This window comes from Rhodopirellula bahusiensis (assembly GCF_002727185.1).
Taxonomy (GTDB): domain Bacteria; phylum Planctomycetota; class Planctomycetia; order Pirellulales; family Pirellulaceae; genus Rhodopirellula; species Rhodopirellula bahusiensis.
This window is the reverse complement of sequence record NZ_NIZW01000001.1, coordinates 289,724-314,352: the sequence shown is the minus strand read 5'-3', so window position 1 is coordinate 314,352 and position 24,629 is coordinate 289,724. Positions and strand designations below refer to the sequence as shown.

Sequence of the window (24,629 nt, the reverse complement as noted above, 5' to 3'; positions counted from 1 at the left end):
TGGCATGATAAAAACCTCAAGGGTTCAAATTGTTTTGAATTGCTTCGCGATTGTCTTAGCGTTGGTCGTTTGGCATGGAGTCGGGCAACGTTCGTTGCTTGCTGACGATCGGACGGGGCGGTCGGATGAAGTGGCCGCAGCTTGGATAATGAATGACCAGCATGCCTCGGACTCCGGTGCAACCATTGACGCTCGTGCGGAGGATCTCGCTCCCGATGAACATTTTCTATTTCTTCGTTCCTGGGTGCTGCCCGGTCCGAGCTATCCGGGGCTTCGCATCACGGCCGACTATGGGATCGTCGATGATCAGCAGCGGCAACGACCGGAGGTTGATTCTCCGGCGCTGAAATTGGTTCACGTCGCCAAACAATTGGATCTGCTTTCATCGCTTTCGGAGGCTGTCCTTGGTTATCAAGCCAAATCACCGAGCGATCGTTGCGATCAATTGGTGCTCGTCATTCTTGTGGCGTTTGAAATGGGCGATGCTCCGCTGGTGGAGAAACACGTGGATGAGTTGTTGAAGCTCATCCGCTCCGATGAATCGCTTTTGGAACATTCGCGGGATGGAATTGTTTTACTCGCTCAGCAAGCGACCAAGACGCCAACTTTGACGACAGCGATTCGCGAACTGGTCTTGTTCACGACGCTGGCTTATCGCAAGGAATACGATCGTCCAGCATGGATTCGTCATTTGGTCGCCGCCCAAGCCAAACTGAACGATCCAGTCAAAGCGGACGAGCGATCGGCCCGGGAGGCTTCACAGTGGTACACGGGAAGTCTCGAAAGGGCCTTTGAGCACGGCAATGCGTTTCCCCATCCACTTCCCGTGATTGAGCGAGGCAGCTATCGCAATCCGTCCAACTACGGAGACGACTTCGTGTTCTTTCAGTCGCCAGTGCAGGGTGACTACTCCGTTGACGCGATGGCAACCGGGTTTGGCTACCGCGAAGCGCATCTTTTGGTCGGCGGTTACTACGCGGGGCTGGTCTACAACCACACGCAAAGCATGCTGGGAAATGTGCGTCAGGAATTAGGACGCACGAGCATCGGTGAGCCACTGACGGACACCCATCGATACGGTGTTTTGCGCACGCGAGTGAGAGTGCGAGATGGAGTGGTGACGACATCGGTCAACGGCCGTGAAATCCATCGGCAAGATGTTGGTGACTCCGTGTATCCGTGGCTCGGCGTTCGCACCAATTACCGAGTGCAAGGCGGCGTCGACAATCTGCGGATCACTGGCAATCCTGTCATCCCGAAAAGCATCGAGATGGTCGAATCTTCCGATCTGCTGGGTTGGTATGACTATTACCAAGACCCCGGAAACCGTCCGAACCAACTGGCGAATTGGTCGGGCAATCGAGTGGAAGATTCTCAGGGCGATTCGACCACCGAAATCACTGACCCGCGATTGGGTTACCTGCCTCGCGGCAGCCATGTGGAGCATCTCCTGCGATACATCCGGCCGATGGTTGAAGACGGGGTGATCGAATATGAATTTTGGTACGACGGAGAGCAGTGGATGGCTCACCCCGCACTCGGGAGAACGTGCTACCTGATTCGCGAAACGGGGGTGACCGAACATCGGTTGACCGACGGACGCTATGACCGACGTGGATTGCGTGCTGACAATGAACGCGGCAGGGGCAGCAAGCAAGATCGGCTTGATTCCTTGCGATTGAATGATTGGAATCAAATGCAGCTTCAGCGGCGGGGGGACGAGGTCATATTGCGATTGAACGGTGAGGTGATCCACAACTCGGAGGTTGAAACCGACGGTGTGAATCCATGCTTTGGTTTGTTCCACTTCGCAGACCAATCGTCACTGCGAGTCCGAAATGTTCGATGGATCGGGGATTGGCCGACTGAGTTGCCACCCATCGAAAAGCAACTTCTGGCGGATGATTTTGACGGAAGCTTGGATTGGACGGCGAGCGAACCGGGCAAGAAGTTGAACTACCGGATCAACCGTGACTCATTCGCCAGAGGCAAGTTTGTTCAGGTCGAAGGTGATCCGGCCAAGACGGTGGTCGCATCCAACGAAGGAATGGTGATCAGCCAGTTCAGCGAAACTGGCTACCGTGGAACATTGGTGGCACCCGACATTCAAGTCGGAGGGGACTTCGACGTCATCGTCGCCTACGATCAAATGCAATGTGAGTCGTTGAAGGAAAAGATCGGCAGTGTGCGTTTGCACTTGGTTGCCGACACGGCGGAGGAGGACATGGCATTGATCCAGCGAGTGGAAGATCGCAGCAACGACCAATTGATGCAGTGCTTGAGAATGGCGACGGTCAATGGGGAACAACGACGCAACTACTTTGGCAGGATCCCTTGTGACAACGACGCCGGGCGACTGAGGCTTTCACGTCGCGGCGACAAAGTGTTTTATTTGGCGGCAGATGGAGATTCGGACTACTTCTATTTGCTTGGTGAAGAACAATTCGTCACAGACGATTTGCAGCCGCTGGGAATTCAATTCGGAGTCCAGATCCAAGGCCCCAATGGTCGGGTGAGCACGCGGTTCACTGAGTTGCAGGTCCGAGCTGAACGTCTCGAAGGTGCGAACGAAGTTGATGCCAGCGAGACATTCGCGTCGTTGAACAAGTATCGCGAATTGCTGCCCGTCTCGATGGTCCGTGATTTCACGCGGTCGCCCGTCAGTCCAGCGGAAATCTACCGATGGGGAAATGTGCAGCAGACAGCCTCGGGGCTGAAAGTCACCGCCCCGGGAACGGATGAATGGTCAAGCGCGGGTATCTCCCTACGGCATCGCATCGAAGGCGATTTTGACATCGCATTTTTCTTTGATCCGTTGCAATTGCCGACTCCAACACAAAACCTTCAGACCCAGCTGTATTTGCAGATCGAATGGAGCAACGACGAAAGCACGCAGGTGGATGCGATGCTGAGCAAGTCCGACTCGGGGGCAATCGTCAGTCGAGCAATGACGCGGACCCTGGAGAACGGGAAATCGACTTACAAGATCATAGGGAATCACCCCTATGACAATCCCGATTACTTCCGAATCACGCGGCGTGGCAACATGTGCTTTTGCATCACGGGTCGACAAGCGGGCGGCCAACCTTTGATGCTGGGCGCCATTCCGGTTTCTGATGAACCGATCGACCCAAGGAGAGTCCGCGTTGTATTGCACACTGGAGGGGAAGGCCGAACGTCAGAAGTGTTGCTGAAGTCGATTCACGTGAGAGCGGATGCGGCGACACTCGATGTTCCTCTCCCAGCGACCAATCGCAATGACCGGGTGATCGTTGTCCCGACACCTGCCAAACCAAAACCGCAGCCCACCAGCATCTTTGAATCTTTTCGCAATCTCTTCCGTTGAAACTTCACGCCATGATTCATGACTCGCATCACGATCTCAAAATGAATTCGAAAAAGCTTCTTCTGCAAAGCAAGATTCCATGTCGATCGATTGCAATCACGCTCGTTAGCTTGGCGACGCTTTGGTTGACTCAAAACGCATCCAACTGTGCGGCGCAAGACAGCCTGACACGTTTGTCGGATGCCTTTGGGGCGACGACGGTTGCGAAGGCAAAGCCGTCTTACACTGCACTCGTGTTGCCCGCGCTGCGAGACCGCGATCCGGAGACGGCACTACGAGAGCTGGACGCAGTGGGTGGTTTGGCGATCTCCGATCTGATCTACAGCGACTTGCCATCGGCCGCGGCCGCTTTGAATCGTTCGATGGGCCAGTTGAGTAGTGATCAGCAGTACGAACTGCTGGAGGAGTGGACACTCCCGACGGAGCAACGCAAACGAGTGCGAGTTCTATCGACGCCGTTACCAACGGACGCTCCGCCTAAAGTCTTTGCTCGATCGATTGGCGAACGGCCGCGAGACAATACATTTGCGGTTGCTTCGGTCGGTCCCGTCAAAGGCTTCTTTTGCAGTGGATGGATGCTGTTGCAAGCTGCGAATGACCTCGGACGCTTGCCAAGATTGCGAATCGCGTTGGAAGAGCTTCGGGAGCAAAACGTTTCCGGTGCGGAGGAGTTGTTGGTGCTGTCACAATTGTTGGGAGCCCGCGGAAACCTGGAGATGGCAACGTCGTTCTTGAACGCCCAAGCTGACCTGCCAACCGAAGCCACGCCACTGACGTCTCGTGATATCACCGTCGCCGCGATCGCTGCCGCTGCGATGCAGCACGATTCCACTCAAGCGGCGGCGGAAGCCTACTTGGCGACCTTGGTTGATCGAGCGGTGGACGATCGGTCGATTGGAATGCGTCCATTTCTTCGAATTGCACACGCAATTGCCGTTCAGTGTCATCGCGGGGAGTCGCCGCCCGACGTTTTGTTTCAGAATCAAATGAAGTTCTGGGTCCCGGCAACGGTTCGAACATCGAAGGACATTCAGCGCGGGCACTCGCGAGGCATGTGGCTGACGCACGAGCGACATGTGTTGCACATGGCAGGAGGGACCGCGGACGTTTTGTTGTGTCGATTCCCGTTGGTTGGTCAGTTTGATTTTGTTTGCGAGACTCAATCTGGTGGTTCAATCGGCACCGATGGCGGGCTGGTTTACGGCGGGATTCAATTCCAAGCCACAGGCCGCAACACCACGCTTTCGGTCTGGGACGCCGACGCGCAGCATCGATCCGATCAAATGTCACCGTTCGCGCGAACTGCCGCCCAACCGGTTTTTAATCGCGTTTCCATTCGCTCGACGAAGGACTCCAGCCAATTCGAATCCAATTTGCATCCGATCTGGTTTGACCGCGAAGCGGCGCGAATGAGTCCATGGATTGGTCTTCGCAGTTCCGGCACCAAGCGGCCCGTGTTCCGCAACCTAACACTCACTGGTGAGCCCATCATTCCCAAACAGGTCGACTTGATTGCCGGGAATGAGCTTCGCGGGTGGCAATCCAGTTTTTACGATGAGTCCCAGCCGCCGTTCCGCAAAACTCTACCCGACGGGGCGGTTGCATTTGGGGCCGCGGACATCGAACCTGAATCGGCCGAGATCGACTGGAAGGTCCAGTCAGGCACGCTCATCGGCAGTGCAAAGTCGGATCCAACCGAGGCCGAACATCCCGGCCTGTTGCAGTATCAACGACCATTGTTAGACGGGGAGTCAATCTCGTATCAATTTCAGCTTGGCGAAGACGACTCGATCGTGCATCCCGCAATTGGACGCATGGCATTTTTGCTGGAGCCAACCGGCATGCGAGTTCGCTGGCTGACCACCGGAAGCAATGACTGGACGACGTTGCCAATGGACAATACTGCACTGGAACCACTCAGTCGCCGAGGCCCGCGATCTATCCCATTGAAACGCAATGAGTTGAACGACGTCCGTGTTGGACTGGCCGATGGAAAGGTTCTTGTGCACCTCAATGAGGAACTCGTCTACGAACGAGATCTCGAATCCAACGCCGGAACTCAGTTCGGACTGTACCGATCCCGTCGCAGTTCACCAGCGACGGTTCAAAACGTCGTGATGAAGGGCGATTGGCCCGAGTCCGTCCCCGAGGAATTCCTTTCCAATCCGGTCGCAACAGTGGATCGTTGAAGCGACCGCATGCCAGCGTGGCCACCCCGATTTTGTAGGAAGCGTCCCCATCCAATCGGTTCAGAGCCGGTTGTTCACAATCCGAATTCTTGGCGAATCCGGCTACGCGGGCCGGTCGTGTTTCCAACATCGCAGACTGGAAGCGGTGGCGGCGCGCGCTCAAAAAATTCCCGGCCGGATAGTGGTCGGCGCACAAAAAAAGCCCAGCTGAAACAGCTGGGCTCTTAAAAGCGACGCGGACGGGACTCGAACCCGCAACCTCCGGATCGACAGTCCGGTAGTGCAACCGGACCGATTGGCCAAAGAATACGCCGTAACTTATTTCTACAAATAGACTTGTGGATGATGGGAAAACGAAGTCTTCCGTCGCCGACAGTCCAGATTTTACAATGTTTTCGGACGAGTATCAGTAGTTCTCGGACAGTTCTCGGACGTGCCTGTTTTCCGAGTGCGAGTACTTGGGAGTCCAGGCTCGCCCGACCTTCGGCGGCTCGACCGGCGAGGGGAAAGCTGAAAGCAGTTCGTCGCCACCGATGCGTAGTGCCGAATAGTATGGCCAGCGATGAGGGTCGAAACCTTTCGGTGTACTGCTGGTTTGCTGTCAAAGCAGGTGCCGAATTGGTAAGCTGTGGCGGTAACACCCCCGAAAATCCCATACGCGCTGAGGCTCAAACATGGTCAAACTTGCTGGCGAGCAGTCGTCGCCGACAGTCAATCGTGTTGCTTCGGAATTGGATCACGCGAAAACTGACGTTTCGCGTTTTGACCGTGCGACCCTCACGTTCGACGAATTGTCGAAGCCACGTCAGGCGATTGATTTGGCCAGTGAATTGTGGTCTCGACTCCCATTCTCCCGAGCCGGTGCAGCTTCGGGTGACCGTGGTATCGAACACACGATTCGGATCGTCACGACGAGCACCTCGCAGATTCAGGAATGGTATCGCGAGCTAAACGACTTCGTCCCGGCAATTGCAAAAGCGGCGATCGAGTTTCGTGGCGATGAGTTGACGGCTGAATTGCATGGCGAGTTAGCTGCTGAAATCGAAAGGCAGATGGTTGAGCAGGTTCGCTACCCAACTCCCAGTCGCTCGTTCGTTGACTTCAAGTACGCAGATTTATCGCCCGCCGAAGCGTGGGCTGAGGGGCGACTTCGTCTCGAAGAAGCCTGCTTGAGGTTTGCGAACGATGTGTTGGCACTCTTCGACTCTCTTCAGCAAGAGCATTTAATTGGTCAGATTCAAGAGGCATCGACAACTTGCCGCTTCACCTACTTTCGTCGCGTTGCCGTTGTCGAGCTGGCAGAAACGAGAACCCGTGAACGGGTCGTAGATGAGTCGGGCCGGCGAATGTTCCAAGATAGTTACCTCGTTGAGACGCTCCAAGTTTCTGACTACGAAATTCAGCACCGACAAGCCCAGCACGTGCATCACGTTCGCCAACCAACTTTGAATGAGCCGAGTGCTACCGTTCATCCACTTCCGACGAAATACAACGAGTTAATCGAATCCTGCCCTGACTGGCTTCATGGGCAACTACGTGTTCTTGAAGGCGAACTGTTCCGCCACGAATGCATCGAATGGGATTTGCTCACCGAAACACGGAGTGCTGAAAAGGTCATCGAACGCGTCCGTCGTGACCCAGCGGTTTTAATTGGCCCCTACGTCCTTGCGGGTTGGGGCGAAGACACCATCAAGGCTGAAGAGAATCGGCAACTGGACACACGGATTGCAGCAGCTCGGAAGAAAGCTGCAAGTGCCGCATTAATCAATCACATTCTTTCTTACGGCTTGGCCACGCTAGCAGTTGCAGTCGTTGCAGTTTCTGCCCCTGCAATCGCAACGCTAACCTCGCTTGGAATTCTGCTTGGTTTGGCTGCGATGGGTTTCGCCGGAAACGCCGCCCACTTGGCGTCGATCGCAAATAGCGTGGTTTCGGCAAAATCGGTCTTGCTTCATTCCGCTTTGATTGGTGCCTCGGTGTTTGCCATCCAAGGATTTGTCTTCAGTATCTTGTATTGGTCTCTTCCTGCATTCGTCATCGGTGCAATCGCCGCTATCGTCGCAGCAACGGCATTGAAAGCTCACCGTGCAGCTACGGAGTTGGACGAGTCAAGTGTCGGCTGATGTCAGTGCCACGAATGAATCCTCAACCCCTACGCTTTCGGTTGAGCAGCGACGCCAGCGGGAAAAGCATCACTGGTGGCTTTCGACTGCACTCGTTCCAATTCTGTTGCTAGTGATTCCTGTCGGTATCGGTGCCGTTGCTCTTCTCTTGCACGGGCGGCAAATGCCTCCGCCCGATCCGGTTCCACCTCCAGATGAGACTGAACTGATTGCAGGGGAAGTCGATGCGAACGTTGTGGGTATCAGACTTCAATTGCAGAAGGCGTCCTTCGACATCGGTCTCGCTCAAGCAAAACAGAGTTTGCGTCACCTTGAGTCTGCGGAGCAAGAGTGGTCGACGCTTCTTGACGCAACCCTCCACGATTCAGCGGGAAGACAGATTGCTGGTAGTGATGAACTGCTGTTGCGTTTCATTGCACTGCGCGAGATGCCGTTGCCAATTGAGTCAAAGATGACTGCCTCGGATCTCGCTTTCGCGGTCGATGACCTCGCAAAAAATGTGAATATGGAGGATGCGGATTCGCTGAGGTCCGTAGCGGAAGCCTTTGAGAAAGCGAGCGAACGCGCCGTGTTGCTCTTTAACTTGCGGCAGGCCCGTACCGATCAACTGAAAATACTTCGTGACTCTGCACAATCACTGGTTCCAAGTCCATACAAACTGTCTATGGCAATCTCAAGACGTCCTGCCACGGTCAGCAGCAAGCTGGAAGCGATTGCCGAGAAGGTGAAACGTGATACTGAAACCATGCTCAATGAAGAACTCGAGCGACTCGAAACGCAGCACGAGAAAGCGGTTGATTTGGTTGAACAGCTAACTGCACAACTAAAAAGTGTTCAGAGTGGCGAAGCTTTGGCTACAACGGATAGCGACGAACCAGCGATCCCGCTGGCAACGCGGCAGGAGTACCGTGATGAGTTTGATCGCATTCGCGCTGTTCTCACCGCCTTTACGACTCCCGGATACGTCCAACCAGAGACGGCTGACAAACTTGTCTTTCACGACACCAAACAGCCAGTTTCGTACTCAGCACTTGAACGTATCGGCGCACTGGAGGCTAAAAAAGGGCTTCCGATATTATTCCGTGTCGGCGGTTCAAAGTCAGCGACTCAGCAAAATGACCGTCCACTTGGAACATTTCCGCGGATGAACTCAATCTCCGAACTTGGCAACCCAAATATTGCCGCTCGCGTTGAGGAAGCACAAGAGCTGCTTTGCAAGTACGGTTCATTTCTAATCGAAGATGGCTTGCTCGCCCCCTAATTTCTTATGGCAAACCTATCACCGTACCAAAGATCAGACGCCGAACTTGGTCGACACTTGCTTTCCACGGCAGTGTTTTTAGTCGTCGCTGCGTCAGCCTTCGTTGGTACAGCATGGATTGCGAATCCAGACATATTTCCGTTCCAGCCGAAACCGATTGATCCAGTTAAGCGAGACGAGACAACCGTTGTCGATAACTCAAAGCAGCGAACTGATGATGGTCCAAAAGACTGGGGGCCGAGTGTCGATGCGGTCACAGAGTCACTTCCGCAAGCTGAGTCACGTGAAGTCGCGAGAATACGCCAGCGTTTGAACTCCGTTGTTCAAACGCTCGACGGCGAGGAATTGTCTCCCGACGCTGAAGCCGAGATTCAAATGCTGCTCAATGAACTTGCTGGGAAAGCGGCGATTCTGAGTCGTTTGTCGAAGCCGCCTACCATCAATGTTGATGGAGTCGGCGAAGCCATGAATTCCAAAGCCCAATCGCGTCGAATGGCTGAGATTGAAGCGATTCGACGGACACGCACACAAACTGAACAAAACGTGCGGCGGGAGAAAGACAAGGCAATCCGCCCAGTTCGACTCGGATTGCGAGACCAGCAAGACCACGCCAAGCGTCTGAGGGTTGAAATAGAACAAACGCAACGGGAACAAGAAAAGTTCAAAGCAAAAACAGCGAGGGCGGAAGCACTGCGTCGCGAGATGCCTGACGTGCAGAAATATTTGGTTCCATTCACCTCGCCCGGTTATCGGCAGCCCAATAGCGACAGCAATCCGTGGGACAACACGCGTACCGCTGAAGCCAAACCGGTTTCGCTATCTCGTTTGAAACGCTTGGGAGCATTGGATTACAATTTGAAAGGGCTTGAAAACCTTTACATATTCGGCGGCATTAAGGCTCGCGGAACTAACAATACAAGACCACTTGGTTCGTTTCCCGAATACGCGTCCCAAAGACTGAATCGTCCTGAGGTAAGACAGCCTCTTGAACGCGCCCAGCAGCTCCTTCGCGATCATGGTCAAGCGATGGTCGAACAACAATTGCTATCTCCTTAGATCAATTCGAAATGCAACATGACAAATAGAAGCAACGGTGCTGTGAAATCGAATGAACGACAACGCCTTTGGAGCCGATGGCGAGTCTACGTCATCGTCATGATTTTACTGGTCGCATACGGCTCTCCTCGAACCTTCCTTTTCAACGGAGCTGGTTTAGTCGGTAACGCCGCTTTTGCTGATGAGCCGAAGGAACCCGTGGTCGGCACACAAACACTTTTAGACAAAACGTCTGTCTTTGCAATGCCGCCTCATACAGAGAATTCGGACAACGATCAAAATACGGCAACGACAGATTTGGAAGAGCAAGAAAAACCAAATGAGCCGGCTCCCAATGTGTTTTCCATGGTCACCCCCAAGGCTAAGCAGTACAACCCGGCGGTTCTTCGTGCCCTGGAACGAAAGCGATCAATCCTCAGAGCACTAATAGAGAAGCTCAAAGACAACAGAGCCAGCCTCGCGAAGGAAGGAGATCAAACCTGGAAACGAATTCAAACGCTCGCTGCATCAGCGTTTAAAACGAACAATCCAAGCATTGCCTCAAAGGATGCACAGCAAGCGATTGACCTGCTTGTCACCATCGAATCCGACTTCACCTATGCGAATTTCCGTGAAGAAATTCGAGGCAAGGATGCGAGTGAAATCCTGTCCGCCCTCGTCGACTTTTCTGTTTCTCATCCGGAACATCCACGGCTCAGCGATTTGGAACGGTCTCTAAAAAGATTGACTCACGACAATTGGCTGTCGATGGCGTCAGGTGAATTAAAGGCGGCAGCTCCAGATGATTCTGGATTCTCTGAGGGGTGGTTGCCGATCGCATCGGCTTGGCAACTAGTCGGCAACGGCCCCGAAGCTCGCGAGGCTATGCGACAGGCCATCGAAGCTCTTCCTCGCATGACCAAGCCGGAACGAGTCGTTGAATCAATTTTTGAAATCTGCCAACACCCGTCGTTTGATCGTTCACTATCGCGAGAGTTAATCGCTGATGCGGCTGAAATGTGTGAGCAGGTGTCAAACAAACGAGTGAGCAGCAACTACCTCGCCAACCTCTCGGGACTGTCAAAAACATTTGGTCTGGATACTGAAGCAGCAAGCCTTTTTCGTCGTTCGGTTGCATCGGTCGACAGAACTGAGATGGGCAGCGTCTGGCAGAAAGAAACGCTAACACAGGAAGCCCGGACTGCCTCGTGGACTGAACCGCCAGAGGCAGTCTTTGCCATTTGTGCGAAGATGGAAAAACTGCGCTATCCGAAACCTCTCATCACTGCGAACGCCTATGGTCATGCGGCGATTGCGGCAGCAAGGCGTAACGATCAGCCCCAATTCTTTAAGGCAATGTTGCTGACCGAGAACACTTTCGCACCACGGCGAATTTATGATTTCCCGGAATACTTGTATACGACTCGCCTCGCCGAAGCCAATATCCTCCAACGGCGATGGAGGGCGGCGATAGTTGTTGCCAACAACGTCCCCGATCCGTATCTCCGAGCGTCGTACCTGTTTCGCGTCATGAGGCACGCTCCACAGGATGTCCCGTTAGAAAATCTTCAGAAGCTGTTTGAACAATTTTCCGAACAGCGGTGGGCGTCCCCCGCGTGTGCTTCCTACGCAGAACACCGAGTTCGTACAGGTGAGAGCCTTTTATCTATCGCTGAGTGGTCAACCTTGCTTCCATCTGCCTCGATGCGAGCCGCCGCGTTTGCCGGGATTGCACGCACAGCGGGCACGAAGATTGTCGCTAATGACTTCGGCAATCGCCTGCCGCTTTCCTCAACCATTGACGTCGAAGATGTCAATTCTCTGTTGGACGAAGCCGAGCAATCGGCATATCGAGTACAACAATCCTTAGATGCTGCGTCTGCTTGGCTGGTGATCGCCCGCACATCGCAATTGCTCGATAAGACAGGTCGCTACGAGCAAGCAGTCAGCAATTTGAACGACAATCTATTTGATGCTTGGACTGAGGTTTGGAGCCAGCGTCCGCCGGTAAAGAGGTCGTACAATGGTGGTTACATTGACACCAGCGACCGACATCGCAAACAGGAAGAACGCATGATTGCAGGAATCATTGACTGCTATCGTCATCTAGCGGAGATGCAAACAGATTTTGGCGACTCGCGTGGTGCAATGGAGACACTACTCAATTGGGCTAACGCGGCAGGCTTTCGATCTTCAACCGCAACATTCAACGACGATAACTTTCTGCGAATGAAAGCCTTGCTCAACAGGCTTCAAGGTGCCACAGGTGTGGGATCGGAGTCACTCCCGTTGGCGAACCATCATTTCTACCGATACAGCCGCGCAATGGTTGCCGCGTGGTCAAAGGATATCCCCAATCTTGAACAGCTAATTGCTGAGCTGACTGAAAAGTCGCAAAAGCGAGGCAATTCGTCTTCGGATCGAATGTATCCCGCTCGGGCGTTTTCGGAACTCGCCATTCTCCACGCCGAACGCGGCAATATCGAGTCGTACCGCGATGCCAGAAGGTCAGCACAAAGTCTGATCGCCCGAGGAAGTGCTGGCCCGGAAATGAAACTTGCATTAGCGACTTCCGATGCTTTGGCAGGCGAGTTCGCACTCGCGGAATCTAATCTTGTTCGCGGAACGCTTCTTTGGTTCGGCGATGCCAGCCGTCCTCGCAGCCAACTTGCCGTCTCGCTGGCTGCTAACGGGCAATTGGAAAAGGCCATCGGTCACGCTCAGAGAATTTCGTCATCACAATCCTTTTATCGCACTAAGGCGTGGGCTGCCATCGCTGAAGCCCGCCGGAAAGGCAGTTCCGAGTCCGTGCAGGAACTCCTTGAATGGACTGATTCAATGGGGTCGCAGGTCGACCGAGCGGCAGTTTTCTGCGGTTTGGCTGTGGCAGCAGCCAGTCGATAGCCATCGTCGACGAACCCAAACTTCTGACACTCTCCAAGGAAAACGGTTGAAAGCTGATCTCGGAACGTTGTTGTCGCGATAGCCGCTTGCCTCTGCGCCGGTCATCGTTGGGGCGGGGCCGCGTGAACCCAACGATGACCGGCTCCGAGGAAAGCGGCCTCAATATCGAATGTTCTGTTTCCGAGAAACAATTTCGGTTGTGAACGCAACAGAGGCTTGGGGCCGTGAGTCGAAGGTAAGCACTGCGTTACGCGGCTCGACTCTCGCCGGCAGACGGTCGAAATTTTCGGCTCGAACGGTTTGCTTCGATGATCGGAAACGTGGTACCTATGGACGATGAATGATTCATGGATTGCCATCGTTGACAGAAAAGGACTCAGGCAACTAGTCCTGGAAACCAGTCATGCCCTGCCGTTCTTGATCCGCCGGGCATCTCGGGAAGATGTTGAGTGTTTCTGGGCAGTTCTCGAACCTCAACACGTGATTTTCATTGAGCGTTTGCGACGCTCAGGCAACGCCACTTCGGCGCTTCGATGGGTGGATTATCTGGCAACCGATGTCGGTCGAATGTCTCTGGATGATTCCACTGTTCCACCGCAACTTCCGGTTGATGTGACAATTCCCGACAACCGTGATAGGGAATGGAACTACTAGTTTCAAACGTTCCTTCAATTTGCAAAATGGGTAATCCGATACCACCTCTCGCTCGATGGCGACAAAAGCGTTTTTGCGTTGTCGAGAGAGGTCGGTGGTCTTACAGGTTTTTGACAATTTTACTGCGACTCGTTTCATGAACAGCCAGCCAGGCGTTCGTTTGTCTTACTGAGGCACACGATCGCTTGGCTGCGTTGGTTGAGCATTCACGTTTCAATACTGAGAGGAGTTGCAAGATGGCCACACTGACAAAGGCTCACAACGAACTGTTCCGACGATCCCCAGATGAATCCTACGATTCGTTTGACAAATTGTACGAACACTGCTCGAAACAGCGGTTGCAATCGGAGGATCTGTGGGAACGTCCGCAGAATCTGACGCTGACACACGATATGACGGTGTGTACCGGCGATGGAAACGAACTGCACTTAAATGACTGGTCATTCTCGCAGATGTGCCGCATGGCCGGTGTTAGCAAGGAAACCGTCAATCAGCTTTCCCATCGAACCGCCAGCAAGGTGTTTGAAGAAACTCTGCCGCGTGCTGAAAAGCCGTTGCAGGTTCTGACAACGGGTAGCGACGTTCGCAGCATGCACGGCGTCGCTTACACGCGACTGTGGAATGCGGATCTGCTGGATGTTGTTAACGAGTTCGCTTCTGATTTCGCTCCGCCGCAAACCGCGATGGATGGAACAAGTACCGGGCTCTACTGTGGCGAACAGGATTTGTTCGCGTTTATGATCGACCCGACCGGTTGGGCTGAAATCGACGGCCAGGCATTCGCTCCAGGCTTTTTCGTCTGGAACAGCGAAGTCGGTAAACGCTCGCTCGGTATTCAGACTTTCTGGTTTCAGAAGGTCTGCCAGAACCACATTGTCTGGGATGCGACCGAAGTTGTTGACTTCAGCCGCAAGCACACAGCCAACGTCCGCGACGGACTTGATGAAATTCGCTGTATCCTTGAACGGCTGGTCGCAAGCCGCGATGAACGCCGCGACTCGTTCGCCACGGTAATGAAAAAGGCGATGAACGAACGACTTGGCAGTGATGACGAAGAAGTGACGAAGGTGCTGTCTGCCGAAAAGATACCTCGTGGTCTGATCAAAGACGCGATGGAGATTGCCCGGCAGCGAGGCGGATTCACGATCTTCGCAATGGTTGATGCTCTGACAAAACTGAGCCAGAAGGTCAACTACGCGGGCGACCGTACGGAGTTGGATGCCAGAGTTGGTCAGTTGCTCGCATTGGCGGCCTAGTCATGGATTCGCAAGCAACTTGGGATTCTCTGCTATCCGAATGGACAGCCGGAAATTGGCTGGAAGTAATTGACCTAGCCGAAGCTCTTCTTGGTTGGCTCAAAAAAGATGGCTTTGCACCCGAGACGATGGGCACGCTCCGACTTGGAGCTGACTGGAATAGAACCCTGGCTACTGCAATGGCAACATTTGCTTTGCAGCGGTCCAACGAAGTGCTCGACAATCCTGCCGGGATTCCTAGCACGGTTCCCTTCACCCTTTCGTGCGCAACCTGCAACAACGAAGGTCCGTCAACGGTCGGTCAGGCAATCAACGCAGGTTGGTCGCACTTTTATTACGTTCCTGCGGGAATGTCTGAAAACTTTCTTGGTTACTGCCCAATTTGTCGCAAGACAGATTTGGAAATTTGACCTGTCTGACGACGTTCGTCAGCGAATCACTTGGTTCCCTTTAGGAGAAGTCTGTCATGGCTACTGCCACACAGCGTAAGCAATCGAAGAAGTCCCCCACTCGCCCCGTTCAAGAATTTCGTCTGGGACGAATTCGGGCGGCGATTTGGGAAAACGAAACGACGAACGGAACACTCTACAACGTGACCGTCAGTCGGCTGTACAAGGACGATGACACTTGGAAGGACTCCAGTTCGTTCGGACGAGACGACTTGCCATTGGTCGCGAAAATCGTTGACCGTTGCCACACTTGGATTTTTACCCAGAGCAGCGGTGAGTCCAACGAAGAAGGTGACGGCAACACGCCCTTCTAGTTGACTTCGCATTGCACGAAGCCAGAAGGTAAACCGCGTTCCAAAAGCGTAAGCTGAAAGAACGGATGGTGACTACGGTTCAAACTCAGGTTTTCAAGACCGCTGGCCACCACAAGTTTCACGTTGTTCTTTCGCATATTATTTCGCACACGTACCTCGCTCGTTTCAGTTTGACATTTCTTGTCACACGGAAGCGATGCGATGCCGAAAGGTTTTCTTTTGTTTTCGACTCCTATTCGCCTCGCGAACCTGACTGTCCCGCGTCGCAATTGACGACTGCTGGACGAGACGGCCCGGAAGGCCAACGGGGAATAGTGGGCCTACTGACATTCTTGACATTGTGAGCCGATTCACCCACTGAAATCTAACGAACGGGTTGAAATGTGTTGGCCGGAAGCGATCATCCTGCACTCCGGCATCATCAGCCACAGGTTTGTCATACCGCATCGCTTCCGGTCTACGTGCAACCGTGGAATGCTCATCAACTTGCAAACCAATCGCCGGTGAAGGATCTCGTGGCAAATACAAGCTCAGGAAAACCAATTCTACTTTTTCAGTGCAAAAGCGGCCCGGTCCGAGCAACCGTGCACGGTCCCGAAATCGGCTTTCGCTGGACCAGAACGAGCTACTTCTGCTGGATGCGTAGTACCAAAACACCAGGCGAATGGGAGCAACGACAACCTGATCGTGAACAAGATCAAATTCACGTTAAGAAATGCAATCAGTTGGTTTTGGAATGGTTCAAGCAACGATGATTCGAGGTCGGTACCTGATATCGGCGAACATCAAACCAGCCTTCAAGAGCAGGAATGATCCTTGATACAAGCCTGCGGCGGTCGAGACAGACTATCGTGACCCGTGGGCGTGAAGGCATTCCTGATCATCTGAGCCGGTTCACCGACTGGAATCTAACGAGTGGGTTCAGACTGGCTGTCCGGTCGAAATCACCATGCCACCCGGCATCGCTAGCCACGACACATGTTTCCGGAGCGCTTCCGGTCACAGCTACTTTCGACGCTTGTCATCGGTGGCAAACTGTCGTACGGTTGGCCACATGGAAAAACCCGCTCAAATCAAACCTTCTCAATGGTGGTTGCCCACCGGTGTGGCCATTGCAGGCTGCCTGGTGTCGGTGGGCATTGCGTGGTTGGACTCACGGGTGCTAACGCTGACATTTTTTGGAACAATTGCAAGCCTCTGTTTGGGCCTGCTGCTTATACGGTCACGAGAAGACAGATCTCGCGATCCCACGCTGCTTGAGACTCCGTTTTTCCTCGCGCATGACGCAGAAGTGTTCAAACGTTATCGTGCGATATTGCGCCAGATGCTTCGTGTCAGCGGACGGGTTGAGCCCAACTACCGAAAGTCGGCGCTGCGTGAATTGGATGTCGCTGTGGAAAAACTCACCGAGATAGGCGACGGCAAAATCGTTTTCCAGGGCACTGAGGCTTGGCGACTTGTTTACGAACAATTGCTGCGTGATCCGAGCGTGCTCGTCTATCGGTCGGTTGCTCTGGTAAAGAACACGTCGTACTGGCAAGACGGAGCTGGATTGCAGAGCATGCAACTGAACTTCGACCTCATTGCCGGCTCCGTCGTCACGATCGAGCGAACCGTCATCGTGACGAATGAGCTTTGGCCACCTGATGATGATCTGCCAACGGAAACGCTCAGGCAATGGATTCACGAGCAATCGGTCAACGGAGTCTATATTCGACTGGTGCGGAAGTCTGATTTGCTAGACGAGCCGGAGTTACTACGCGACATCGGCATCTATGGTTTCACGGCCACTGGAACCCAGGAATTCGACGATTCCGATCGTCGAACGAGCAAGTTCACGCTGGACTTCGATTTCGATTCTGTTCGCGCTGCGGAGGCGAACTGGAACAAATTGAACGTCTACGCGACCCCTTACGCGGAAATACTGGATCGTTTCAGCCTGGGCGAGTAGGATCTTAAGAACGCAACGCAAGGGTACTCTCTGTGTCAGTTCTTTACTTAGACACCGCGAGGCTGGGCAGGACGTGTGCGGCCGCATCTCAGGCTCAGCTCGACGTCAATCGGCTTCTGGTCGACGATCCGTCGCTGTACTGCGAGAATCTCTTCAGAAATGGCGCTGATGCCTGGCCAGAGGAACGCCTTGCTCAATATCCTTCGTTTCAGCATTGGCATGGGCTCCAGTCGCTTCAACGTGAATTCGCCAAACACTTTTCGGTTTCCGATCCGGAGAACGTCTTTCTTGCGAGCCGATCAGTTCAACTTGTGAGGCTAGCTTCTCGCACCATGTTTCGAGCGTGCCGTAACGTGCTGACCTGCGACATGAATTGGCCACACTGGCAACATGTCGTCGCCGATGAAGCTGCCCGAAGTGGTCAGGCAGTGTCGGTCGCGGAAATCCATTCGGCGGTTTTCGATAAAGGACTCTCGGCTAAATCACTCGTAGAAACGCTTGCCGCCGCATTTCTTGATCGAGACTGCGATGGCATTTTCCTCCCGGCAGTGACCAATCTAGGAATTCGCCTGCCAATTTCCGACCTCCTTTCACGATTAAAACCGAGCGGTCGACTCCGTTTCGTTCTCGTTGATGCGGCTCAAAGTTTTTGCCAGCTACCTGAACCATCACCCACGAAACACGTTGATATGACGATTACAGGATGTCATAAGTGGCTCGGAGGCGGGAATCCACTTGGCGTAGCGATCTGCGGACGTCCTATCGTCGCTGAGCAGTTTCGCCAAATCCTTCAATCAGGACATTGTCCTGAACTCGAAGATCCCTTGCTGAGATTCAGCCAGCAGATCGGCGGAAACTCCGTTAGTCGGTATTTGGAGACCGTAAATGTCACCCCACTCTTCACAGTGAATGCGGCAATCCGCGAAGAACGAACGAAACGCAAGCATCTGCGAGAACAACTCGAGCGTCAGCAACGGAACCTCGATACCGTTGAGCAATGCGTCGACGGCACGCCTTGGAACTTGCTGGACATTGATGAGTCACTTCGCAGCGGGATTATGTTGCTCCAATCGCAAGACCCGCTGCATCGAGAAGCGGATTGCCTAGCACTCGGAGACCGGTTCCGGGAGCGAGGCGTTGCGTTCAGTAGCTACCCCCAAGGAGTCATCCGAATATCGACACCGAAATCTCTCGTGTCCAATCATGCGGCGAATGTGATGGAGCGAGCCTTTCAATGTGTTGCCTAGCCCATTTCCTTCGCTGACATACTAAAAACATTTAGTGCATGACAAAGGACGTTATTGTGCGTTAATGTCTGACGAGGCAAAAACACATCTGAGGCTGCATTGCTGATGAGCGGTGTGCATGAATGAGTCGCTGGGCATAGCCAGCGTCAGCATGGAGGAACAGTGAAGAAACTACTTGGCAAAGCGATTGCTCTCAAAGCCGAACGAATGCCGCAGGCCCGTCAGACGCCGATGGTCGTTGCGGCAAGTGACCGCTCTCTTCCGATTCTTATCGCGAAAGCCGGGTCATCAGCCCGGTTTGCTTGGGAAGAGTTCATCTACGGTAAGATTCGCAATCGTCACACACGAGCTGCCTACGAGCACGCGATACGGAAGTTCTTGTCGCACTGCGAGGCGTTGAATAAAGAGCTTCCCACCGTGTCGCCACGTGATGTGGGCTGCTACTTGGATGAACAGGACTACGCACCGGCGACGAAGAAGCTGCATCTGTCTGCCATCCGTCACTTCTTCGATACGCTGGTGACAAGGCACGTCATCTTATTGAACCCCGCACACTCGGTTCGTGGCGTACGCTTGCAGGTTGTCGAAGGCAAAACACCCGAAATTACAGTTGCACAGGCTCGAAAGCTGATGCAATCACTCGACACCAGCCACGTTGTGGGGCTTCGGGATCGTGCTATCATCGCCATCATGATCTACACGGCAGCCCGTGTCGGAGCGGTTGCCTCACTTCGTCGCGACAGCTTCTACGACCTTGGCGATCAGCACTGCTTGAGGTTCAGCGAGAAAGGCGGAAAGTCACGTGAGATTCCAGTTCGTCATGACTTACAGCATTTCATCGGAGATTATCTCGTAGCTGGTGGAACAGAATACGCGGACAAGTCCAAGCCCCTGTTTCGCACGACAATCCGAAAAACCAAGAAGCTCACGCAGAATCCAATGTCCGCAGGCGACATGGCTCGGATGGTAAAGCGGCGCATGAAAGACGCTGGTCTGCCGCCCCGCCTCTCCCCGCATTCGTTTCGCGTGACCACGATCACGGACCTTCTTAGCCAAGGCGTTCCACTTGAGGACGTTCAGAACCTGGCTGGCCATGCCGACCCGAGAACGACCCGGCTCTACGATCGGCGGCAGCGACGAGTTACTCGGAACCTTGTCGAGCGAATTTCAATCTGAAGGCCGGGGCCAGTTGCAGGATCGCGGATTGAGTTATCGACGGTTAGCGTCGATAGTCATGCAAGCTCGAATAGACGGGATTTTTGTAAGAGAAATCGACAAGTGGAAAAATATGCGGAGATTGTTGTCCCCCTCGTGAGAAACGGCGATCCTTCGCGACCGTCTACGAAACGCTTTTCGCCGGCTGAGCACCCTTTGTGGCGGGAGATCCACTGGAATGTACTCGACGGTTGGCGCACCGAAGTATGGATTCGCAAAATCCGTGACATCTCTTGTTAGTTGATAAACGATGAAGGTACCGTTGTCGGCCAGCGTTCGATGACTTGCCTTAACGATTACTTTGGCCGTGTCTCGATCCACTGAAGAAAACGGAATTCGTGAGGCGATGATGCTGGGTGATTCACATTCGTTGATCATTAGAATTCGTTCCAGGCAAACGACGTCGCTTTCGACGACCGTCAACCGCGGGGCAACAATTGTCCTCAACAGCTCGATGAAGGCCGACGTCTTCTCAATCGCCAAGACTCAACTGCCGGGTATGTCAAGGGACAACCGGGATGGAATGTTGACTACTACGAATACTCTCTCCCGGCCGAAGATCCAGGTCCGCCGCTGCCGGACGGCTCATTTGCACGAGCGAAAGAGATTTTGGTTGCTTACAAGTTTCCCGATCCAGGCCGTGTTGTCGGATACTTCGACGCCAGCTCGGAATTGAATGGTCAAACAATGTTGCTGCAGGCCAAGTTTCTTTGGATGAGCTTCGTATTTGGCGTTCGCGTTTCGCAAGTTCTTGATGAACGCAGGGTGGAGGACGTGGGCGGCTATCGAAAACGTTTTGGTTACGCCTATCGAACTTTGCAGGGTCATTGGGAGATTGAGTGGGTAAAGCAGTGGCTAGGTTATCCTAGCCACCACCTCCCCGTTGTAGCGACAGGGTCAATTCCCTGTATTTACCGGCGTGCGGCTTTCCCGCACCGGGCTACCCCCGGTTCATTGCCTCGGGCAACGCTGGTCCGCCAAGGACCGGCCTCGCCAATGAGGAGTCACGCCTGCGTCTTGCTCATGGACGTTCCTGTGAAATCAAGAAGCTTCAGCAGTCCAAGTTTCTTGTCGAAGTGTCTCATCTTCAGTCGGTAGTTATCGTACGTCAACTTCCGTTTGAATTTCATGCAGCGGACTCGCATCCGAATCCACTTGTCCAGCTTTTGGAAAAGCTTGATGCACGTTGAGAACTCCGGAGCGAAATAGTTCGCCGTTCCTCGAATCACTTGGTTCAGTTTCTCGATCACCCGTGCGTCCAGGTTGTTACACCGGCGAGTTATCTCCCGGATCTTCGTCTTGAATTTCTCCAAGGACTTCGCACGCATTGTTCGTGACTTGCTCGAAAGCCGAAAGCCAAGGAAGTCATAACCCTTCCCATAGCTCGCAATCTTCGTCTTCTCGGGACTCAATGAAAGTCCGAGTTCGGTCATTACTTCTGCGACTAATTCCAAGGCTGCTTGTGCCTGTGTCTTCGTCTTGCACACGACGACGAAGTCGTCGGCGTACCGCACGAAGCGATACCCCGCCTGCTCCAATCGCCAATCGAGCTTATTGAGCACGATGTTGGCAAGCAACGGACTGATCACGCCGCATCTCGGTGCAGCAACTTAATGTCCTATCCTTGCAGCGAAAGCTCTGGGACACGGGGGCAGCCACAATCCACGTGAGCGATGTTTCCCCGCAACACAAAGACTTCGTCGCCGTGCAATGGTGGGGGAGCGTTGGCGGTCTGCACGGAATCGAGCCCGCACCAAAGAATCCCGGCGAACGTGGAGCTCATATTGTCAGCCAGTATTTTGAAGCCTTTCCCGGACACGCCGTTCAGTTGGAAAAGGTCTTGGGTTCGGAAGTCGCCGATCACTGGCGAAACATTGCAAGAGGCCAGCACCTACCGCTCGAACAACTACCATCAGCCGACCGCCACACGACTCGCGGTCAGTGGATTCGCGCCGCCTATGATGCGGCACATTCACCTGTTGGCGAGTAGCATTTCGGAAAAAGAGCATCAGGAAAAGGCTGCGCCGAGTTTGGAAATTCGGGGTATGTCAGGTCAGCGACAACGAAAATTGGATTACGGTAGCCGAAGGGCGTGTCAGTTACGGAGACCGGAAAGGCCACAACCGTTCTTTCTCGAAGTCACGTCGACGGACAAGACGAACAGTGTTCAGCAGGCACCACTGAATCCCAAACTGGATCGGAACATGACTTAGGTGCTGTCTGGAATTGCGGCTCGGTTAATGAGTATGCGTTGGCATGGTTTCAGGACGGATTCGATCCTGTTCAATGCTTTCACACCACTGCTCTAGTTCCCGACTCATTTGCCGAGCAACGCTGGGATGCTTGTCAGTCACATCGTGTGATTCGGTGGGATCGTTTTTCAGATCGTAGAGAATCGTGGGCCGTGTCGAATCCTTCGGCTTGGTGCTCCGAGTAACGTACGGTCGAACGAGCTTGAACTGTCCCTTGCGAATTGCGGCGTTGTGTGTGTAGTTCGGCCAAGCACGATTCCATTGCCAGAAACGCGTCAGTGAAAATCTGGCCGATGAGTCGCTTAGCACGGGGGTAAAGCTCTGACCGTCGAGACGATTGTTCGTCGGCAATTTGACATTACATAGATCGAGAATCGTCGGCAACAGATCAACAAACGAGACCACATGATCTCGCTGGCCCGGCGTGAACCGATGCGGCCAGCGAACGAACAGTGGCACACGGATGCCGCCTTCATTGACTTGGTACTTGGTTCCGCGCAGCTCATTATTGAAACGCTCGCCCGTCACTGGGTCGGGACCGTTGTCGCTGGCGAAAATGACAATTGTGTTGTCCGCCAATTGCAGCTTTTCAAGTTCCGAGAGTAACTCCCCAATGCCGCGATCCATCACTTCAATCATGGCATAGATCGTCGCGACAGATTCGCCGAACCCTTGATTGCGATAGCTCGAAATGATTTCAGCAGGCGCCTCCAAGGGTCGATGCGGCGCGTAGTGTGCCAAGTGCAGAAAGAACGGATGATCTTGATGGCTGCGGACAAACCCAATCGCTCGATGAGTCAAGTCATCGGTTAGATATTTATCCTTGACTCTACTGACTTCTCGCTGCTCCGAGAACGAATATTGAAAGTATCCCACATCATCGGAACCATCAAAGCCTTGGAATTCGTCGAAGCCACGATCCATTGGATGAAACCCGTCGCCCCGTCCAGTATGCCACTTGCCGATCAGCCCCGTCGCGTAACCGGCGTCTTTCAAGACGTCCGCGATGGTTGTTTCGTCACGTCGAATTCGCGTCAACTTCGGATACTTATTCATATTCAGCGTCACTACGCCGGTACGATGCGGATAGCGTCCGGTCAGCAAGGCGGCTCGGGCTGGTGCGCACACACAAGAGCCACTGTAAGCCTGCGAAAACCGCACAGACTCATTGGCCAGCCTATCCAGATTCGGCGTTCTTGTCGGATGGCTGTCGCCGCCACCCAGGTCACCCGTTGCGAGGTCGTCCGCCAATATTAAAATGACATTGGGGGGCTTGGCAACGGTCGACTTGGCACTTGATTGTGGTTTTTGAACCGTGGACTCAACATCATCGTGACCGATTGGTTCCAATAGTTCGCTGACATATGCGATGCGGTGCTGAATGATGTTTCCCAGTTTAGTACGGTCCGCATCAGGAATGCGTTCCGGGTGACGCTGGATCGTGTACGCGAACAGTGCCGATTCCGCTAGGTCTTCACGCGGAGGCCTCCTCTTCGCATGAAGCACCGCGAAGTCACCATCGATCAATTGAGCTCGTTGCCATCCTTCGGACCGCGCGTGTTTTGCGTCCCATGCGGCATGGACAGCCTCGAGAAAAATGGTTTCCTCTAGGTCGTGTTTGCTAATGCGTTGAGTCGCGTTCGCGGAATAGACGACAATCAGACCGGCATCACTGAACGCCGTCGTATCCTTGCCACCTTCGTGAACCACTAAGCGAGCGACTCCCTGGCGCAAACTCGCAGGGAGTTTCCCCAACGGACCGACATAACGGCGAGCCTCGGCTTCGGCGGCCTCTTCATTCTTAAACCTATCGTCGATGTAGAGACTCACCTTAGTCTCATCGGTGAACGCTGCCTCGAAGATGAACGCCCGTTGGAAGAGTGGAGCATCCTTTGACCGCTTGTCCGGCATCTCGACGCGTGCGGACTTCAGAAACACAAGGCTCTTGAATGTCGACGGATCGTCCGCTGTAATAAGGTCGAAGTCTGTTCCGACGACCGAATTCATGTATTCGTTGGAGCAAGCGGGACCACTGAGCCCTGTCGCGACAAGCACGGATAACAACACGCCGCCGAAATGCGGAGGCGATGACTGCTTCGATGAGGGGATCTTGTCCGTGGTCATGAGCGGGTTCTCGTATCTTAGATCGTGCGGGCAAATTCACATCAAGTCTTGATGCAAATCATGTGGGGGGCACCAACTCATCTCCCTCAATGGCGCGCCAGCGTAGTTTCGGAATTGTAGATCATTCTCGCCCTAGACGATGCACTCCTGCAAAACATTTCGACTGTAGATCATAAGAACAGTAGGTATTGTCAATCAGCCAGAATCAATGAATCACGGAGAGTAATCGCGTTCTGTACAGCGTTCGCAAGCGCCGGCTGTTAGAGTCAGCCGGTTGAAACTCGCTGCAGCATACGAACCGTCTGCCTG

15 protein-coding genes and 1 pseudogene are annotated in these 24,629 nt (G+C 53.7%); 14 read left to right on the top strand and 2 right to left on the bottom strand.

The genetic code is table 11. The features are described from left to right. The first annotated feature begins 4 nt into the window (after positions 1 to 4). The 13 genes and pseudogenes from CEE69_RS01320 to CEE69_RS33600 all read left to right on the top strand — a co-directional run. On the top strand, positions 5 to 3,346 hold the full coding sequence (locus CEE69_RS01320) for a DUF1583 domain-containing protein (RefSeq protein WP_099259200.1): 3,342 nt from the start codon (positions 5 to 7) through the stop codon (positions 3,344 to 3,346). Between the two features lie 41 nt (positions 3,347 to 3,387). Beyond that, positions 3,388 to 5,535 carry a DUF1583 domain-containing protein gene (locus CEE69_RS01315; protein WP_233214485.1) on the top strand — a complete coding sequence of 716 codons (2,148 nt, stop codon included), beginning with the start codon at positions 3,388 to 3,390 and terminating at the stop codon, positions 5,533 to 5,535. A gap of 674 nt (positions 5,536 to 6,209) precedes the next feature. Further along, on the top strand, positions 6,210 to 7,658 hold the full coding sequence (locus CEE69_RS01310) for a hypothetical protein (protein WP_099258752.1): 1,449 nt from the start codon (positions 6,210 to 6,212) through the stop codon (positions 7,656 to 7,658). Next, positions 7,648 to 8,919, top strand: a complete 1,272-nt coding sequence (locus CEE69_RS01305) for a hypothetical protein (protein WP_099258750.1) — start codon at positions 7,648 to 7,650, stop codon at positions 8,917 to 8,919. Before CEE69_RS01310 ends, CEE69_RS01305 begins: the two co-directional genes overlap by 11 nt. Positions 8,920 to 8,925: 6 nt before the next feature. Next, entirely contained in the window at positions 8,926 to 9,975 is a 1,050-nt protein-coding gene (locus CEE69_RS01300; RefSeq protein ID WP_099258748.1) for a hypothetical protein, read from the top strand. 99 nt (positions 9,976 to 10,074) lie between these two features. After that, positions 10,075 to 12,858: a hypothetical protein gene (locus tag CEE69_RS31790; protein WP_233214484.1), complete on the top strand. Its 2,784-nt coding sequence runs from the start codon at positions 10,075 to 10,077 to the stop codon at positions 12,856 to 12,858. A gap of 890 nt (positions 12,859 to 13,748) precedes the next feature. Next, positions 13,749 to 14,768, top strand: a complete 1,020-nt coding sequence (locus tag CEE69_RS01285; RefSeq protein WP_099258743.1) for a DUF932 domain-containing protein — start codon at positions 13,749 to 13,751, stop codon at positions 14,766 to 14,768. Positions 14,769 to 14,770: 2 nt separating this feature from the next. Further along, positions 14,771 to 15,178 carry a hypothetical protein gene (locus tag CEE69_RS01280; protein WP_099258741.1) on the top strand — a complete coding sequence of 136 codons (408 nt, stop codon included), beginning with the start codon at positions 14,771 to 14,773 and terminating at the stop codon, positions 15,176 to 15,178. Positions 15,179 to 15,234: 56 nt separating this feature from the next. Then, positions 15,235 to 15,531 carry a hypothetical protein gene (locus tag CEE69_RS01275; protein ID WP_099258739.1) on the top strand — a complete coding sequence of 99 codons (297 nt, stop codon included), beginning with the start codon at positions 15,235 to 15,237 and terminating at the stop codon, positions 15,529 to 15,531. 1,324 nt (positions 15,532 to 16,855) lie between these two features. After that, positions 16,856 to 17,482, top strand: a complete 627-nt coding sequence (locus tag CEE69_RS01265) for a hypothetical protein (protein WP_233214483.1) — start codon at positions 16,856 to 16,858, stop codon at positions 17,480 to 17,482. Between the two features lie 32 nt (positions 17,483 to 17,514). Beyond that, a complete protein-coding gene (locus CEE69_RS31785) occupies positions 17,515 to 18,729 on the top strand; it encodes an aminotransferase class V-fold PLP-dependent enzyme (protein WP_233214482.1) in 1,215 nt (404 codons plus the stop codon). A gap of 162 nt (positions 18,730 to 18,891) precedes the next feature. Beyond that, a complete protein-coding gene (locus CEE69_RS01250) occupies positions 18,892 to 19,905 on the top strand; it encodes a tyrosine-type recombinase/integrase (protein WP_233214481.1) in 1,014 nt (337 codons plus the stop codon). A gap of 564 nt (positions 19,906 to 20,469) precedes the next feature. Then, positions 20,470 to 21,042, top strand: a pseudogene (locus CEE69_RS33600) (DUF1990 family protein); the annotation flags it as partial. On the opposite strand, the gene CEE69_RS01235 reads toward CEE69_RS33600, so the two are convergent. Further along, positions 20,949 to 21,533: a reverse transcriptase domain-containing protein gene (locus CEE69_RS01235; protein WP_099258730.1), complete on the bottom strand. Its 585-nt coding sequence runs from the start codon at positions 21,531 to 21,533 to the stop codon at positions 20,949 to 20,951. The pseudogene CEE69_RS33600 and the gene CEE69_RS01235 sit on opposite strands and share 94 nt — an antisense overlap. Before the next feature lie 77 nt (positions 21,534 to 21,610). Between CEE69_RS01235 and CEE69_RS01230 the strand changes: the two genes are divergently transcribed. Further along, positions 21,611 to 21,934, top strand: a complete 324-nt coding sequence (locus CEE69_RS01230; RefSeq protein ID WP_099258729.1) for a hypothetical protein — start codon at positions 21,611 to 21,613, stop codon at positions 21,932 to 21,934. A 247-nt stretch (positions 21,935 to 22,181) separates the two neighbouring features. On the opposite strand, the gene CEE69_RS01225 is transcribed toward CEE69_RS01230, so the two are convergent. Next, on the bottom strand, positions 22,182 to 24,320 hold the full coding sequence (locus CEE69_RS01225) for an arylsulfatase (protein ID WP_233214480.1): 2,139 nt from the start codon (positions 24,318 to 24,320) through the stop codon (positions 22,182 to 22,184). Between the last annotated feature and the right edge of the window lie 309 nt (positions 24,321 to 24,629).

Excerpts from the sequence above, each read along its gene's own strand:
- CEE69_RS01320 (WP_099259200.1), top strand. The coding sequence starts at position 5 with ATGATAAAAACCTCAAGGGTTCAAATTGTTTTGAATTGCTTCGCGATT.
- CEE69_RS01280 (WP_099258741.1), top strand. The coding sequence starts at position 14,771 with ATGGATTCGCAAGCAACTTGGGATTCTCTGCTATCCGAATGGACAGCC.
- CEE69_RS31790 (WP_233214484.1), top strand. The coding sequence starts at position 10,075 with ATGATTTTACTGGTCGCATACGGCTCTCCTCGAACCTTCCTTTTCAAC.
- CEE69_RS01285 (WP_099258743.1), top strand. The coding sequence starts at position 13,749 with ATGGCCACACTGACAAAGGCTCACAACGAACTGTTCCGACGATCCCCA.
- CEE69_RS01310 (WP_099258752.1), top strand. The coding sequence starts at position 6,210 with ATGGTCAAACTTGCTGGCGAGCAGTCGTCGCCGACAGTCAATCGTGTT.
- CEE69_RS01300 (WP_099258748.1), top strand. The coding sequence starts at position 8,926 with ATGGCAAACCTATCACCGTACCAAAGATCAGACGCCGAACTTGGTCGA.
- CEE69_RS01265 (WP_233214483.1), top strand. The coding sequence starts at position 16,856 with ATGCTTCGTGTCAGCGGACGGGTTGAGCCCAACTACCGAAAGTCGGCG.
- CEE69_RS01315 (WP_233214485.1), top strand. The coding sequence starts at position 3,388 with ATGAATTCGAAAAAGCTTCTTCTGCAAAGCAAGATTCCATGTCGATCG.
- CEE69_RS01275 (WP_099258739.1), top strand. The coding sequence starts at position 15,235 with ATGGCTACTGCCACACAGCGTAAGCAATCGAAGAAGTCCCCCACTCGC.
- CEE69_RS01225 (WP_233214480.1), bottom strand. The coding sequence starts at position 24,320 with ATGACCACGGACAAGATCCCCTCATCGAAGCAGTCATCGCCTCCGCAT.